The organism is Bradyrhizobium sp. AZCC 1578, assembly GCF_036924675.1.
Classification (GTDB): Bacteria; Pseudomonadota; Alphaproteobacteria; order Rhizobiales; family Xanthobacteraceae; genus Bradyrhizobium.
This window is the reverse complement of the sequence record NZ_JAZHRZ010000001.1, coordinates 1,601,092-1,614,950: the sequence shown is the minus strand read 5'-3', so window position 1 is coordinate 1,614,950 and position 13,859 is coordinate 1,601,092. Positions and strand designations below refer to the sequence as shown.

The window sequence follows — 13,859 nt, the reverse complement described above, 5'->3', positions numbered from 1 at the left end:
TACCGAAATTCACTGTTTTCAAGGAGCATATCAGATGCCGAGAGCTAAACGCCGAAAGCCGTACAATCCCGCCAAGGCGCATGACCGAAGGTCGCGCGATTTGTTGCGCAATGCCGAAGTCGCAACCGTCGCGGTCGACAACCCGCTGGCGTTGGAGCCGGGCGAGAAGATCGTTGCCTTGCGTTCGATTCGCAACGACCCTCTCGCTCGGTTACATTCCCACCGGCAGATCGACGAGGCGCAGTATCAGGCGGGGAGGGCGTTCCAGGGAGAAGGCGGAGCGCGGCCCACGCGCGGTCGATCCGAGCCGGGAACATGTCGATGGCGGGCAGCGACGCGAGCCGATCACCGAGGGTCAACGCAAGGCCGTGCTGCGGTTGAACCGTGCCGAGCGCGAACTTGGGGCGGACGGCTCGGCGCTGGTGCATGACGTCCTGGTCCAGGGAATGACCATGGAACAGGTCGGCGAGCGGAGGGGACTGCGCACCAAGCGATGGCATGACTATTTTTCAAGGCGATTGCGCGAATGCCTCGACCGGTTGGCGCTGTTGTACGGGTTCGCGACGGAGCATCCCGTTCCGGTCAAAACCCTCCCGCGCTGAAGCGCAGAGGCTGCACCACGTCATAAGCTGCCTTCGTCAACGGTACGGCATAGTCGACGGTCAAGGCGCCGAATGGCGAGGCCCAGGTCAGGCCGGCACCGACTGACGAGCGTACGACATTCTTGTTGGCGACCTGAAGCGATGCCGTCGACCCGCTGTAGCGGAATACGCTGCCGGCGTCGACGAAGGCCGTGGCCCGGAGGCCGTATTCGTTGGGTACGCCGGGAATCGCGCTCTGCAGTTCGGCGGTCGTTGCCCAATAGGCGCTGCCGCCGACATTATCCATCGTGGTGCCGGGCGTGAGATCGCGTGGGCCGAATCCGTTCGGGGCAAAGCCTCGCACCATGGTCGGGCCGCCGAAGAAATTGTTCATCAGCGGCACCTGCTGGCCGCCCCAACCTGTAACGTAGCCGCCCTGGGCGCGCACCATGCCGACCAGGTCGCTACTGAGCGATTTGTAATAGCGCACGTCTTCCGTGGTCTTCAGGAATTTTACGTCTCCACCCAGTCCGGCCAGATCCTGGCTGAGCTGCGATCTGATTCCGCTGGTCGGGCTCTTTGTGTTGTCGAGCGTACTGTAGGTCGTCGTACTGCCGGGGGCGGAGACCCAGGTCGGGCCGGCGGCGGCCGCCTGCCGGACGGCCAACGAGGGCGTCAGGCCGGAGCTGTTCGGCGATAGCGTGATGTTCTGATTGTAGATCGAGTAGCGCCACTGTACGCCGAGCTCCTCGTTGATCGGCGTGCCCAGTTGCAGCCTCGCGCCGTAGGTGTTGCTGCCGTAGGATTGGTAGCTATTGGCGTCGTTCTGGCGACCGAAAAGTTCGATTCCCGCGGCGACCTTGGTGCCGAGAAAATACGGTTCGGACGCGGCCAGGTTGATGCCGCGCGCATATTGGCCGTACGTGAAGGTGGCCTGCACATTCTTGCCCGTGCCGTAGAAATTTCGCTCGCCCACTTTGACCTCGACGAGCGCACCATCGACAGTCGAGTAGCCGCCAGCGATGTTGAAATCACCGGTTGCCTGGTCAACCGCCTCGACATCGAGGATGACATGATCCGGCGCCGAGCCCGGCCGGTTCGATATTTTCACCGTCTTGAAGTAGTTCAAGTTTTTCAGGCGCCGTTCGGCCCGATCTATCAATGTCTTGTTGTATGGATCGCCTTCGGCGATATCGAATTCGCGTCGGATCACGTAGTCGCGGGTCCGCGTGTTGCCGTGAATTTCGATCCGCTCGACATAGGCTCGAGGCCCCTGTTCGATCACGAAGGTAACGTCGATGCGTTGCGCTGCGGAATCACGGGTGAGTTGCGGCGTCGCCTGGGCAAAGGGATAGCCGAGCTTTGCCATTTCGATCGCCAGCAGCTCCGTGGTCTTGTCCAGGGCGTTGCCGTCGAACACCGCGCCTGGATGGGCGGTGGGAAGGCCACGAAGCTTGTCGCAGTCCATTCCCGGAACGTTGCAGGCGACGCTGACTTCCCGGAAGTGATAAAGCGGGCCTTCGTCGATTGCGAAGTTCAGCGTGAACCCCTTCGCCGCCGGATCATACTCCGCCTTTGCCGATGAGACGCTGACATCGGCGTAACCTTTGCTGCGGTAGTAAAGCCGTAGCTGTTCCTGATCTTGCGCGACTCGGTCGGGATCGTAGACGTTACCGCCGGTCAGAAAACTCAGCATATGGGTGGCGGAGGTCTTGATTACGGCGCTGAGCTGTCGCTTGCCGAAGGCCTTGTTGCCCGTGAAATCGATCCGCCGTACCGGAGTCTTTGCGCCCTCCGTTACGGCATAGATGAGGTCGACCCGGCCGTTGCCGCGGTCGATGATTTGCGGATCGACGCTGACCTCGGCGCGACCGACACGCCGGTAGGCCTCGATGATGCGGCCGACGTCCGACTGCACCGTGGCGCGTTGCAGCGAGCCGCGCGGCTTGGATTCGATGGCGGCGGCGAGGTCGGTGTCCTTGACTTTCCTGTTGCCTTCGAATGCGACGCGGTCGAGTACAGGCGCTTCGGACACATGCACGACAAGCCGATCACCGGCGCGTTCGATGGAAACTTTCTCGAACAGGCCGGTTGCGATCAGTGCTTTCAGCGCCGCATCACGCGCAGCGTCATCGAAATGCCCATCAGGGCTTGCGTGAAAGTGTGAGCGCACGGTCTCGGCGTCGACGCGGCGGGTGCCTTCGACGATTATCGTATCTTGCGATGGCGGCGCGGCTTCGGTGACGACCGGCGTCACGAAAATCAAGCCGAGGGCGCCGGCAAGCCGGCAAACGGCCACCCCCGATCGGAGCGGTCGGTTGCGCTGCGTGATGCGTCTGATCTCCACGTCCCGCCGGACTCCCAGTTAATCGGCTGAGATCGAATTGCCGGCGCGGGGCGAAAAAATGTCTGGGATAAGGTGAGTTGCGGGCGAGTTTTTCGCGATGCGCCACAATTTAGACGCCTTCTGTTAATGCCGATTTTCTCAGAATTGTCGCAATGCACGCTTCATGCTTCGCCATCGAGAGAGCCTCGGACGCTCGCGCAGGAACCGCGCAGGCATCGACGCTCGCAGGAGCATCACATGCGATATGTCGCCTTCATTGCCGCTGCGCTCATGCTGATTCAGCCCGCGCTCGCAGAGAAGGCGCCGGAGGTCGATCCGCGCGCCTCGCTTGGGGTAGTCCAGCAGTGGATCTATAACTACCGCGCCAAGCCAGACTATGCACATGTCCCCGCAGCCGTGCGGGTGCTGTTTCACTCGCAAACATTCAAGGAGCCGGAGAACGCCGGCATTTACCTGGGCTTTATCGCCGGTGCGATTGGCTCCAACCCCGCCAAGGCCGAGCAACTCATTGCCAGTTTCTTCCCCGTTCGGCCGGAAGACGAATGGGTGATCGTCCGCGCCATCGCCTATTCGGGGCTGCCCGACTGGAGAAACGTTTTGCGCCGGGTCGCGCCACGAATGCCGGGCAGGCGGGTCATGATCGACAGCTATCTGGCGGGCAAGCTGCCGACCTTGACCGACATCCCGCTGGAAGAAGTAAAGCCCGGCATGATGGACAAGTTGCGCGGCGCCTTCACCAAGAATCCGTTTGCCAAGGAAGAGCGCAAGCTGAACACGACGCTCACGTTGGCAAGCAACCAGGATTTGCTGGACACGCTGTGGGGCTACTATTTTGCAACCGGCTCGCATGCCCCGATCCAGCGCATTATCCAGATGCTGCCATGGAGCAAAAGCCGCGACACGATCGACAAGCTGACGGTCGGAAGCATGGCGCGCTATACGCTGGCAAGCTACGCGATTCGTGATGCAAGTTTGCGCGAATATCTCCGTAGTGAACTTGCAAGGCAACCGGCGGCAGTCAAGGCACCGCTTACCGAAGTGGTTGAGGCGGCGGACACAGTGCAGATCGCTGCTCTCCGCAAGGATGCCCTGGCCGCCGTGGATGAACTCAAGACCAAGGGCTCCGATACCCGCCGCGATCTCAGCTTCTGGGGTCAGGTCGGCGTCGGCGCGGTTGCGCTCGGTTGCGTCTCTGCGGCTGCGTTAGGGCAAGTCGCAGTCGGCATTCCCTGCGTGATCGGAGGCTCGGCCTCGCAGGGATTGCTGTCGTTCTGGGAAAAGCAGCAGTAATCGAGGCCGGTCGCGGAAGCTCATTCCAAGCCGGCGCGGCGAAAGCCTTCGAGATAGTGCTCGCGATCGGCATCGAGCTTCCAGGGTAACTGCGTTGCGATCCAGGCGAGCGAGATATTCGGCTGGGTCCGGCGCAATTCCTGCAGCGCAGCGCGCGCGAGTTCGATCTGGCCGGTCATGCCGGCGGCGACCGTCAGCACCCGATAGGCGCCGGTGAGGTCGCCACGCTGACGCGTCGCCTCGCGCGCCAGTGCAATGGCTTCCTGATAGTTCCGTCCCACGAACTGGGCGTAGGCGGCAACGCCGTAATAAATCGCGGAAGAAGGATCGCGGGGACTCTGGCGGATGGCGCGTTGTGTCGCCGCATAAGCGTCCATCCATCGCCCGGTATAGGATAGCCCCAGCGCATAATATCCCTGCGCGAGGGAGAAGTTCGGGTTGAGCTGGAGCGCCAGTTCGAATTCGGCCAGCGAATGGTCGAGCCGGCGCGTGGAGAAATACACGCTGCCGAGGGCCGTATGGGCCCAGGCATCCTCGCTGTCGGCGGCAATCGCCGCCAATGCTGCCTGCTCGGCGACGGGTGCTGCGGTTGCAAGATCCGTCCAGCCCAGATGCACGCCGAACATATGGTTGGTCGCGAACAGCGCCAGCGCCTGGCCATAGTCCGGATCGAGCGCAATGGCGCGTTCCAGCAGCGCTCGCGCGGCGAGGCTGTCGGGTTGCGTTACACGCCAGTGATGCGACAGCGCCCGCATCACCAGGTCCCATGCATCGATGCTGTTGGGCGGCTTGCGCCGGCTGCGAAAATTCTCCGCGGCGTAAATCTGCGGCTCGATCGCGGTGACAATGGCGTCCGTGATCTCGTCCTGTACCGCGAATACGTCGGTCAGGTCCCGATCGTAATGCTCCGCCCAGATGTGGCTGCCGGTTGCCGTGTCGTTGAGCTGCGCGGTGATGCGTACGCGGTCGCCGCTTCTTCGCACACTGCCTTCGACTACGTAGCGCACGCCAAGCTCGGCAGCGACCTGCCTCATATGCACCGGCTTGCCTTTGTAGGTGAATGACGAGTTGCGCGCGATCACGAAGAACCAGCGCAATTTCGACAACGCAGTGATGATGTCCTCGCTAATTCCGTCGGAGAAATACTCCTGCTCCTGGTCGCCGCTCATATTATCGAACGGCAGCACAGCTATCGCCGGCCGGTCGGGCAGCGCGAGTCCCGCAGGTGGCTGTTCTGCCTCTATTGGCAGTGTGACCTGTGCATTGTACGGCCCATTCACGTCGCCGACGAAGCGAACCCCTTTGCGGGGAATGGTGCGGATGAGTCTCTGTTCCTTTCCGTTGTCGCCGATCGCATTGCGGGCAGCGTTGATCCGGCTGTCCAGCGTGGAGTCCGAGACGATCCGCCCACCCCACACCAGTGCAATGAGATCATCCCGGCTGACCACGCGATCGCGGTGCTTCAGCAGGTGAACCAGCAAGTCGAATACTTGCGGCTGCATCGCAACCAGATCGCCGCCACGGTGCAGCTCGCGACGATCAGTGTCCAGGATGTGATTATCGAAGTTGAATCTCACTTGCCCGTCGCATCTGTTCTCAAGAAACAATCAAGTCCGTCTCATGAAGAGATCAAGCGTCAGGCAAAGACCTGTCGCCGTTCTACGCGCATCCTGCCAAAATCGGGAGTTCCAATCCCATTGCCCGGAGCGGAGCCAATTTCATGACGGAAACTCAAACCACCCTCGGCCCGGCGATGCCGGGTATTCGAGTGCTAAGATTCACTGCATTTCTATACGGATGTGTGGCCTATCTCACATTTCTGTTCACGATTCTCTACGCCATCGGGTTCGTGTCGGGCCTCGCGGTGCCGAAGACGATCGATACCGGCGCGAAATCGGGGATACTCGAGGCAATTGTCGTCAATCTCGGGCTGATGTCGCTATTTGCCATTCAACATAGCGTCATGGCACGTCAATCGTTCAAACACTGGTGGACGCGGTTTATTCCGAGATCTGTCGAGCGCAGCACTTATGTGCTGTGTGCAAGCCTGACGCTTCTGTTGCTGTTCTGGCAATGGCGTCCGATACCGGCCGTCATCTGGAATGTCCAAGAGCCTGAAATGGCCATGGTGATCGCGACGCTGTCATTCGTGGGTTGGATCATCGTGTTCACGAGCACCTTCCTGATCAATCATTTCGAACTGTTCGGATTGCATCAGGTCGCCAACAATCTCGTCGGCCGCGAGATGCCGGCACCAGTCTTCCGGACGCCGTTCTTCTACCGGTTTGTCCGGCACCCGATCTATCTCGGCTTCATCATCGCGTTCTGGGCGGCCCCGACGATGAGCGCCGGGCATCTGCTGTTCGCAGCGGTGACCACAGCCTACATCTTTATTGGTATAATGCTTGAGGAACGCGACCTCGTCGGCATGTTCGGCGACGAATATCGCCGTTATCGAGAGCGCGTTTCTATGCTGTTTCCATGGCACAAACCAACCTAACCACTTTTCAAGTGGCTGGATAGGAGACGGAGAATGATGAAGCATACTGGAAGCTGTTTTTGCGGTGTGGTTGAAGTCCAGGTCACGGGGGCGCCGGAAGGAATGGGCTATTGTCATTGCCGTTCCTGTCGTTCGTGGTCCGGAGGACCCGTGAATGCGTTCACGCTGTGGAAGCCGGATGCAGTACGGATCACGGCAGGTGCGCAACATGTTTCGACGTTCGAGAAGACGCCGATGAGCCAGCGCAAGTACTGTGCGGAATGCGGCGGTCATCTGATGACAAACCACCCGACGCTCGGGCTGGTCGATGTCTTTGCCGCAACCCTTCCGACGCTACCTTTCACGCCCGGCGTGCACATCAACTACGCCGAGACGGTGCTGCCAATGCGGGATGGGTTGCCAAAACTGAAAGATTTCCCGGCTGAGTTTGGCGGCTCTGGTGAAATGATTGCCGAGTAGGCGAAGCGGCGTTTTCGTAACGACTCCGCGGACGCTGTTCGCTGCGCCTCTCATCGATAAGACGCCGCCCGTCTCCCGGACCCGATCCGGGGGCGGGCGGCGGCCTTTGGGTGCCCGTCACGGTCGGGCAACGCTGCACGTCTGTCTTTCGCCCTGAGAGCTATGTCAGCGGCAGGTCCCGCCCTGCAAAATCGGGGTTTGGCGTTGCCCATCCGGTTCCGGTAAGAAAGCCTTGAAGTCGAGGCGAAAACCTTCATTTCGCCAGGCAAAATAAACAAGAGGAAATGCCGGAAATGACTGCCAGACCGCAATTGCCGGAGCGAACGCCGCGCGCAAAGGGCGTACCGACCGCACTGGACGGTCTACTGGTCGTCGACTTCACCAGGGTCGTTGCCGGTCCGGCCTGTACGCAAACGTTGGCCGATTTCGGTGCCGAGGTGATCAAGATCGAAAACCCCGATGGCGGCGACGATACCCGCCACTATGAACATGCGGAAATCGGCGGCGAGAGCGCGGCCTTCCTCAGCCTCAATCGCAACAAGCGCGGCATCACGCTCGATTTCAACAATCCTGCGGCGCTCGAGGTCGCTCGCGAACTGATCGCGAAAGCGGATGTCGTGGTGGAGAATTTCTCCGGCGGCGTGATGAAGAAGTTCGGCCTCGACTATGCCTCCGTCGCGCCGACCAACCCGCGGTTGATCTATTGCTCGATCTCGGCCTATGGCCGCAAGGGTGAGTTCGCGTTGCGTCCGGGCTTCGATCCGATCACGCAGGCCGAAAGCGGCTTCATGTCGCTGAACGGCTTTCCGGATGGGGAACCGGTGCGGACCGGTCCGCCGATCGTCGACATGGCGACGGGCATGTCGGCATGCAACGCAATCCTGCTGGCGCTGATCGCCCGCGACCGGCTCGGCCGCGGCCAGCAGGTCGAGATCGCGCTGATCGATACCGCCGTGTCGATGACCGGTTTCTATGGCATGGCCTATCTCATCAGTGGCGCGAACCCGGGCCGCTTCGGAAATTCGCCGAACGGCTCGCCCACCGTCGGCGTCTATCAGGCATCCGATGGACCGCTTTACATGGCCTGCGCCAATGATCGGCTCTACCGCCGGCTTGTAGTGGACGTGCTTGAACGGCCGGATCTCGTCACGGATCCCGAGTTCGCGCACAGGAAAAACCGAACTGCCAACAGAGAAAAGTTGCGTGCCATCATCGCCGGTGTCTTTGCGACAGACAGTCTTGAGAACTGGATGGCGAAGATGAAGAAGGCCAACATACCGGTTGGCTATCTGCGCACTGTAGAGGAAGGATTCAACGCGCCGGAAGTGCGCGACCGTCATCGCCTCAGCCGGATCCCGCATCCGACCGCGGGCGTCGTCCCCAATATTGAAACGCCGTTGCAGATGAGCTTGACGCCAACCGTCGATCCCGTGGCGGCGCCGCTGCTGGGTGAGCATACCAAAGAGGTGCTCCAAAAGACGCTCGGATACGATGAGCGACGTATTGCGGCTCTGGCCGAGGCGGGGGCTTTCGGGAAAACGGGTAACGCGGCTTGAGCGGCGCTGATCCTCGTTCTATGCCGACGTATCTCGCAAACGAATGACATCTCTGCGTTTGCACCACGCCTAACCCATTCAAAGCGGTAGCTTTTTCCGTTCTTCTGCGGCTAATGTGCTGCCAAAGCGGGAGAGAAACATCATGAACGACGGGACCCCCATACGGTCGGCGAGAAATGTCGAGCTCGGCGCCAGCGGCGAAGAATTCCAGAATCTCCACGAATTCGTCCGGAAAGCGCGCGCTCGCCTCAACCAGAACGCATGGGACTATATCGTCGGGGCCTCCGAAACGGAGACCACCATGCGTCGCAACCGCATGGCGCTCGACGAGATTGCGTTCCGGCCTCGGGTATTGCGCAATGTCGTGGAAGTCGACCCCTCGACCGAGGTTTTCGGCCGCCGTCTGCGTTTGCCTGTCATGATTGCGCCGGTCGGCGCGCTGGAGATTTTCGATCCCGATTCAGGCGCCGCGGTCGCGCGCGGAGCAGGGCAGTTCGGCGCCGCTCACATGTTGAGCTCGGTGTCCGAGCCGGGGCTGGAAGCGACGGCCAAAGCCGCACCCGGCGCATTGCGTATCTATCAGCTCTATGTCCGCGGCGACGACGCCTTTGTCGAAGACGTTGTCAGCCGTTCTATCGAGAATGGTTATGCCGCCTTTTGCCTGACGGTTGACACCGCCCATTACAGCCGGCGCGAGCGCGATATCGCCAAACGGTATGTTCGCGAAAGCCGTATCCGGGCCACCGGCGGCGACTTCCAGAAAGGGCTGGAATGGCGCACGGTGAAGCTGATCAAGGACAAGTATAAAATTCCGCTGGTGATCAAGGGCATCGCCACCGCGGAAGACGCAGCCATCGCGCTCGATCATGGCGTGGACTGGATCTATGTGTCGAACCATGGCGGCCGCCAGCTCGACCACGGACGCGGCGCGATGCACGTCTTGCCGGAAATCGTCAACGCGGTTGCCGGTCGCGCCAGGATCATGGTTGACGGGTCGTTCTGCCGCGGTACCGACATCGTAAAGGCGATTGCCTCCGGCGCCGATCTGGTCGGCATCGGCCGTCTGCAATGCTGGGCACTCGCGGCCGCAGGCGAGGTCGGCATCGTGCGGATGCTTGAATTGCTGGAAGACGAAGTGATCCGCTGCCTCGGGCTGCTCGGCGTCACCCGCTTGGGCGAGCTCGACAAGTCCTATCTGCATGCAGCCACGGCGACCAATCCACCCAGCGTGTTCAGCGCTTTTCCGTTGCTGGACATCGAGCCCTACCGCTATTGAGGAGCCGAAAGCTGCGGCCGGTCCGGAGCGCGAATACCTTTGGTCGATGCTGTCTTCGCATCGTCGGGAACCTGACGTCGATTGCCGCATTATCAGGCGCGTCCAGGGGGCGCCGCAGCCACGACAGATCTGATTCAATGGTCCAATAGTTGGAAGCGAAGCGAATGGCAGAAGATCCTTTCGCTGAGTTTAGCCTCGAGAAGGCTATCGATCTCCGCTGGACGTTGCGGGACATTCAGGCTCGCCGACTGAAACTGTCGCCGGTCAGCGACGAAGACTTGCGAACATTGACGGGTCTCGGCCTGGTCGAAGTGCGCGACGAGGGGATCGTGCTAACGCAGGCGGGAATCGCCGCGCTGAACAGGTCGTAATCAGCGCGCCTTCAGGAAGCTCTCGCCGGAATCGCAAGGTGTGCAGCGGTAGGTCAGCACGTCGTAATTCTGGTCGCGTGGCTCGATCGCGGCGAGCCGCATCTGTGCCCCGCATTTCATGCACGGCATTTCTATGCTGGTTTGAAAGCGCGTGCAGGTCGGCGTCGGTCGAAATGTTTGCAGCATCTTATCTCCATGTCCCAAGAGAGACTTAAAACCAGAGACGCAACGCCACCGACAGCCGATCCCTAAGCCCGAATCACTATGCCACACTGTTGCCACCATTGGAATCGGGCACCGCACCCGTACGGCTACGGGCCGCGAGGGAAGGAAATCATTCCTTGGGGTCTCTCTGAAATTGGGCCGGCCCCACACCGGCCGCCCTGGCATATATCGGAGCTCGATCTAATACGGCGCAGACGCAGCCGGGAATTATGCTAACCTGCCAATGTCGACATTGGAGAAGCGACCATGACCGAACCGAAACTCGAAGTCCCGGCCGAGCTGCGCGAGCTGGCCGAGAGAACCATCGATCAGGCAGAAAAGGCGTTCGGCATGTTCTTCGATGCCGCCGGAAAGTCCATGACGTCGATGCCGGGGGCGGGTACGGAAATTTCCAAGCAGGCGCTGTCGTTTACCGAACAGAATATGAAGGCTGCGTTCGAGCATGCCCGCAAACTGGTCCATGCGACCGATCTCCAGGAAGCGATGCAGATCCAGTCTGAATTCCTGCGCAGCCAGTTCACCAACGCCGGCGAACATATGCGACAGATAACCGGCGGCGTCATGTCCGCCGCAAAGGATTCGACGAAGGGCAAGTTCTGAGGCGCCTGCTAGCGGCGACGTCCGATCGCGACACCGAACAAAAAGGCGACGAACAGACTGGCCAGCGGCGCTTCGCGAGTGATCGCGCTGATGGTCGAGAGCGGCATTCCCGGCTTCCGTGCCGCCGTTACGGCATCGCTTAGCCGGCCGACCGCGGCCTGCAGCGCGGCGGACACTTCTGTCAGAGTGCGTGACACATCGGTCGCGGTATCAACGGCGCGTTCCGCCATGCCGGGCTGGGATGGTCCTGAGATTTCATTCACAATTTGCAACTCACTCGATCGCTTTGGCGTTCGCCGACCGACGGCTGACGTTTCCGACAATGCGGGGCCAATACATTTGTTCCAATCACCTCTGGCAGATCGATGGGAACTTTCGGCATCGTCCGGATTTGATTTGGCAAGAGGGAAGCAACGCGGATTTTCCGATGGCGAAAGAATTGACTGAAGATCAATTGATCAGAAGCGGTGGCGCGCCATTGAAGGTTGCGATTGGGGTCGCCATTCTCGGCGTGCTCGGCATGCTGATCGTTGACCATGGGCCGTGGAACAAGCCGAAAGTACAGCACCCAACGATCGCCAATTACAGCACGACCGGCGAAGCTGCACGGGCGGCCGGTGCGCAGGTCATGCCAACCGAACCGAAGCTTGAGGTGGAGCCTGAACCGCCCGTACCAAAGCCGGTTCACCCGGCTAATCGGGCGCCGCAATAAAGCGTGAGTCGCGGCTGCACCATTCACGGCCAACGATTTCGTTTCGATATTGCTGCGTTCGATTTGACGCGGCTCCGGTACTTGACGTGTCGGGCAAATCAGGTGCACGATGACATCATCGCCAATATCGTAGAGCCCCCGCGCCGGAAACGGTGGCGGGCTTTTCGCTTCATCGAGTTTCCGCCAGGGCGGTTTCAAACTATCGAGGCCGTGTTGTCGAATTTTCTGCAATTCGTTGACCGGCCGAAATCGATTTGACATGTCGGGCAAATCACCGGCATAACGCCATCATCGCGAAAATCGCAAAGCCCGCACGGAGAAATCCGTCGCGGGCTTTTTGTTTGGGATTCTCGAATCGGACGGCGGCCGCACATCGACCCGCAACTCCCAACGCCCCGCCCGGGCGTCACGAGCGCGGCCGCCGTCCGAACCTTCCATCACAATTGGCCGGCATGCGCGAACATGCCGGCCGGCGGCGCGGATCGTCGCGCGCCGCACGCGGCCCCGACGGGATAAGGTTCGCGCCCCAAATGATCTGCGCCTGCACACCGCGATCATGCCGCACATTTCTTTTTGGAGAGAAGCCGATGACTGCCTGCCTGATATCGCTCGCGCTTGTCGGTCTCGTTGTCATCGCAATATCGGACGAGCTCTCATGAGTACCGACATCATCCAGTTCATCGCGCGTCCCCGACGCGACGACGTACAGACGGATTTTCCGACGATTGCTTTTCGCACCGCGCTTCGCGAGTCCTCCATCGGCCGTTGTGATGCAACTCCAGACAAGCATGGCGGACCAGCCAGCCGAGAAGCCTAAATGGGCAAAGCAAGGGCCCTCCTTGAGATCCGATCCTTAGCGCGCAGCCATACCCGAACCGCGATCCGCGTTCTCGTCGGCATCATGCGAAGCAAGGATGCCACCCCCGCCGCCCGTGTCTCGGCTGCGAATGCCATCCTCGATCGCGGCTGGGGCAAGGCCACGCAACCGCTGGAAAACAGCGGCGACGGTGCGCTCGAGCTGATCCACCGGATCGAGCGTGTCATTGTCTATTTCGCCAAGCGAGGTTTCGAGAACGTGGCGCGGATTATCAAGCGATGACCGGGATGCAGGCGGCGGATGTCAGGGCCATCGTCATCGAGACGCTGGCCGAACAGCAAAGGATTCGTCACGACGATATCGACGCAGTGGTTCTCAAAGCCGTCGCAACGACACTGACTTCGTTTGGGATCGACGAGGACGATCGAAGAGAGCTTCGCGCTGATTTTCAGCACCTGCGGCGCTGGCGCAGAAGCGTCGAGCAGGCGCAGAGCTATACCTTCAAGGCAGTCGTCACGATGATCGTAACGGGATTCGTCGGTGCCGTGTGGCTCGGCATCAAGGCGACGCTCGGAAAATGATCGGTTGACTTGCCGCACACATAAACGAACTCAGATGCAGGTGCGACATGTATCGAATTCGCGAGGTTGACGCGAGCGAGGACGATATTGCGGACACACTTGCAGAACTTCATCAGTTGACGTTTCTTGAGACCGCACCCGTTCCGCAATTCGATCAGGGGCACTGGTGGCTTGCGCTTAGCGGAACCAGGCCTGTCGCTTTCGCCGGTGTCATTCCGTCGACGCACGTTTTCAAAGCGGGCTATTTTTGCCGCGTTGGCGTGCTGGGCAAGCATTGCGGACGTCGGCTTCAGTTGCGCCTGATGCGAGCCATGGAGGCGCGTGCACGTCTGAATGGGTGGTGTTCGATCGTATCTGACACTACGGATAACATTTCGTCAGCCAACAACTTCATCCGCGCGGGTTACCGCCTGTTCAGCCCAACGCATCCCTGGGCCTGGCCGAACACGCTTTATTGGCGCAAGGACATGAAATAGCTGCTTGGCACTTTCATGCCTCAAAATGCCTCTACTCGCCCGGTGGCCATCGGCCGCCGGGCTTTTTT

Annotated in this window: 16 protein-coding genes and 1 pseudogene; 12 read left to right on the top strand and 5 right to left on the bottom strand. The window is 60.5% G+C overall.

The window, feature by feature from the left end; all coding sequences use genetic code 11:
- Positions 1–34: 34 nt before the first annotated feature.
- A pseudogene (locus V1290_RS08200) lies at positions 35–602 on the top strand (hypothetical protein).
- Here V1290_RS08200 and bamA read toward each other — a convergent pair.
- Complete coding sequence (gene bamA / locus V1290_RS08195; RefSeq protein ID WP_334363929.1) at positions 583–2,928, bottom strand: outer membrane protein assembly factor BamA; 2,346 nt, start codon at positions 2,926–2,928, stop codon at positions 583–585. The pseudogene V1290_RS08200 and the gene bamA overlap by 20 nt on opposite strands.
- A 237-nt stretch (positions 2,929–3,165) precedes the next feature.
- On the opposite strand from bamA, the gene V1290_RS08190 reads away from it, so the two are divergent.
- Positions 3,166–4,218 carry a hypothetical protein gene (locus V1290_RS08190; protein ID WP_442894974.1) on the top strand — a complete coding sequence of 351 codons (1,053 nt, stop codon included), beginning with the start codon at positions 3,166–3,168 and terminating at the stop codon, positions 4,216–4,218.
- Between the two features lie 20 nt (positions 4,219–4,238).
- Here the strand turns inward: V1290_RS08190 and V1290_RS08185 are convergent, their stop codons facing one another.
- Positions 4,239–5,795 (bottom strand): winged helix-turn-helix domain-containing tetratricopeptide repeat protein, encoded by a 1,557-nt coding sequence (locus tag V1290_RS08185; RefSeq protein WP_334363928.1) that lies wholly within the window; start codon positions 5,793–5,795, stop codon positions 4,239–4,241.
- A gap of 143 nt (positions 5,796–5,938) precedes the next feature.
- On the opposite strand from V1290_RS08185, the gene mddA reads away from it, so the two are divergent.
- The 5 genes from mddA to V1290_RS08160 all read left to right on the top strand — a co-directional run bounded on the left by mddA (position 5,939) and on the right by V1290_RS08160 (position 10,380).
- Positions 5,939–6,718, top strand: a complete 780-nt coding sequence (gene mddA / locus V1290_RS08180) for a methanethiol S-methyltransferase (protein ID WP_334363927.1) — start codon at positions 5,939–5,941, stop codon at positions 6,716–6,718.
- A gap of 36 nt (positions 6,719–6,754) precedes the next feature.
- Complete coding sequence (locus V1290_RS08175; protein ID WP_334368966.1) at positions 6,755–7,177, top strand: GFA family protein; 423 nt, start codon at positions 6,755–6,757, stop codon at positions 7,175–7,177.
- 293 nt (positions 7,178–7,470) lie between these two features.
- Complete coding sequence (locus tag V1290_RS08170) at positions 7,471–8,733, top strand: CaiB/BaiF CoA transferase family protein (RefSeq protein ID WP_334363926.1); 1,263 nt, start codon at positions 7,471–7,473, stop codon at positions 8,731–8,733.
- Between the two features lie 142 nt (positions 8,734–8,875).
- The gene (locus V1290_RS08165) at positions 8,876–10,009 is read left to right on the top strand and encodes an alpha-hydroxy acid oxidase (protein ID WP_334363925.1); all 1,134 of its coding nucleotides are present in this window, start codon (positions 8,876–8,878) and stop codon (positions 10,007–10,009) included.
- Positions 10,010–10,173: 164 nt separating this feature from the next.
- Complete coding sequence (locus tag V1290_RS08160; protein ID WP_334363924.1) at positions 10,174–10,380, top strand: hypothetical protein; 207 nt, start codon at positions 10,174–10,176, stop codon at positions 10,378–10,380.
- Here V1290_RS08160 and V1290_RS08155 read toward each other — a convergent pair whose 3' ends face one another.
- Positions 10,381–10,566 (bottom strand): hypothetical protein, encoded by a 186-nt coding sequence (locus V1290_RS08155; protein WP_334363923.1) that lies wholly within the window; start codon positions 10,564–10,566, stop codon positions 10,381–10,383.
- Positions 10,567–10,851: 285 nt separating this feature from the next.
- On the opposite strand from V1290_RS08155, the gene V1290_RS08150 reads away from it, so the two are divergent.
- Positions 10,852–11,205, top strand: coding sequence for a phasin (locus tag V1290_RS08150; RefSeq protein ID WP_057844519.1), 354 nt, complete (start codon positions 10,852–10,854; stop codon positions 11,203–11,205).
- A gap of 8 nt (positions 11,206–11,213) precedes the next feature.
- Here the strand turns inward: V1290_RS08150 and V1290_RS08145 are convergent, their stop codons facing one another.
- Together V1290_RS08145 and V1290_RS08140 are read right to left on the bottom strand one after the other, a co-directional pair.
- Positions 11,214–11,435: a hypothetical protein gene (locus V1290_RS08145; protein ID WP_334368965.1), complete on the bottom strand. Its 222-nt coding sequence runs from the start codon at positions 11,433–11,435 to the stop codon at positions 11,214–11,216.
- Between the two features lie 29 nt (positions 11,436–11,464).
- The gene (locus tag V1290_RS08140; RefSeq protein ID WP_334363922.1) at positions 11,465–12,178 is read right to left on the bottom strand and encodes a hypothetical protein; all 714 of its coding nucleotides are present in this window, start codon (positions 12,176–12,178) and stop codon (positions 11,465–11,467) included.
- Between the two features lie 394 nt (positions 12,179–12,572).
- Between V1290_RS08140 and V1290_RS08135 the strand changes: the two genes are divergently transcribed.
- The 4 genes from V1290_RS08135 to V1290_RS08120 are packed head-to-tail and all read left to right on the top strand — an operon-like array spanning position 12,573 to position 13,791.
- Complete coding sequence (locus V1290_RS08135; RefSeq protein WP_334363921.1) at positions 12,573–12,734, top strand: hypothetical protein; 162 nt, start codon at positions 12,573–12,575, stop codon at positions 12,732–12,734.
- Positions 12,735–13,016, top strand: a complete 282-nt coding sequence (locus V1290_RS08130; protein WP_334363920.1) for a hypothetical protein — start codon at positions 12,735–12,737, stop codon at positions 13,014–13,016.
- On the top strand, positions 13,013–13,315 hold the full coding sequence (locus tag V1290_RS08125; protein ID WP_442894973.1) for a hypothetical protein: 303 nt from the start codon (positions 13,013–13,015) through the stop codon (positions 13,313–13,315). The genes V1290_RS08130 and V1290_RS08125 overlap by 4 nt, the downstream gene beginning before the upstream one ends.
- A gap of 47 nt (positions 13,316–13,362) precedes the next feature.
- Entirely contained in the window at positions 13,363–13,791 is a 429-nt protein-coding gene (locus tag V1290_RS08120) for a GNAT family N-acetyltransferase (protein ID WP_334363919.1), read from the top strand.
- Positions 13,792–13,859: the final 68 nt, after the last annotated feature.

Excerpts from the sequence above, each read along its gene's own strand:
- V1290_RS08170 (WP_334363926.1), top strand. The coding sequence starts at position 7,471 with ATGACTGCCAGACCGCAATTGCCGGAGCGAACGCCGCGCGCAAAGGGC.
- V1290_RS08150 (WP_057844519.1), top strand. The coding sequence starts at position 10,852 with ATGACCGAACCGAAACTCGAAGTCCCGGCCGAGCTGCGCGAGCTGGCC.
- V1290_RS08135 (WP_334363921.1), top strand. The coding sequence starts at position 12,573 with ATGAGTACCGACATCATCCAGTTCATCGCGCGTCCCCGACGCGACGAC.
- V1290_RS08155 (WP_334363923.1), bottom strand. The coding sequence starts at position 10,566 with ATGCTGCAAACATTTCGACCGACGCCGACCTGCACGCGCTTTCAAACC.
- V1290_RS08130 (WP_334363920.1), top strand. The coding sequence starts at position 12,735 with ATGGGCAAAGCAAGGGCCCTCCTTGAGATCCGATCCTTAGCGCGCAGC.
- V1290_RS08165 (WP_334363925.1), top strand. The coding sequence starts at position 8,876 with ATGAACGACGGGACCCCCATACGGTCGGCGAGAAATGTCGAGCTCGGC.
- V1290_RS08160 (WP_334363924.1), top strand. The coding sequence starts at position 10,174 with ATGGCAGAAGATCCTTTCGCTGAGTTTAGCCTCGAGAAGGCTATCGAT.
- mddA (WP_334363927.1), top strand. The coding sequence starts at position 5,939 with ATGACGGAAACTCAAACCACCCTCGGCCCGGCGATGCCGGGTATTCGA.
- V1290_RS08175 (WP_334368966.1), top strand. The coding sequence starts at position 6,755 with ATGAAGCATACTGGAAGCTGTTTTTGCGGTGTGGTTGAAGTCCAGGTC.
- V1290_RS08140 (WP_334363922.1), bottom strand. The coding sequence starts at position 12,178 with ATGTCAAATCGATTTCGGCCGGTCAACGAATTGCAGAAAATTCGACAA.
- V1290_RS08120 (WP_334363919.1), top strand. The coding sequence starts at position 13,363 with ATGTATCGAATTCGCGAGGTTGACGCGAGCGAGGACGATATTGCGGAC.
- V1290_RS08125 (WP_442894973.1), top strand. The coding sequence starts at position 13,013 with ATGACCGGGATGCAGGCGGCGGATGTCAGGGCCATCGTCATCGAGACG.
- V1290_RS08145 (WP_334368965.1), bottom strand. The coding sequence starts at position 11,435 with ATGGCGGAACGCGCCGTTGATACCGCGACCGATGTGTCACGCACTCTG.
- V1290_RS08190 (WP_442894974.1), top strand. The coding sequence starts at position 3,166 with ATGCGATATGTCGCCTTCATTGCCGCTGCGCTCATGCTGATTCAGCCC.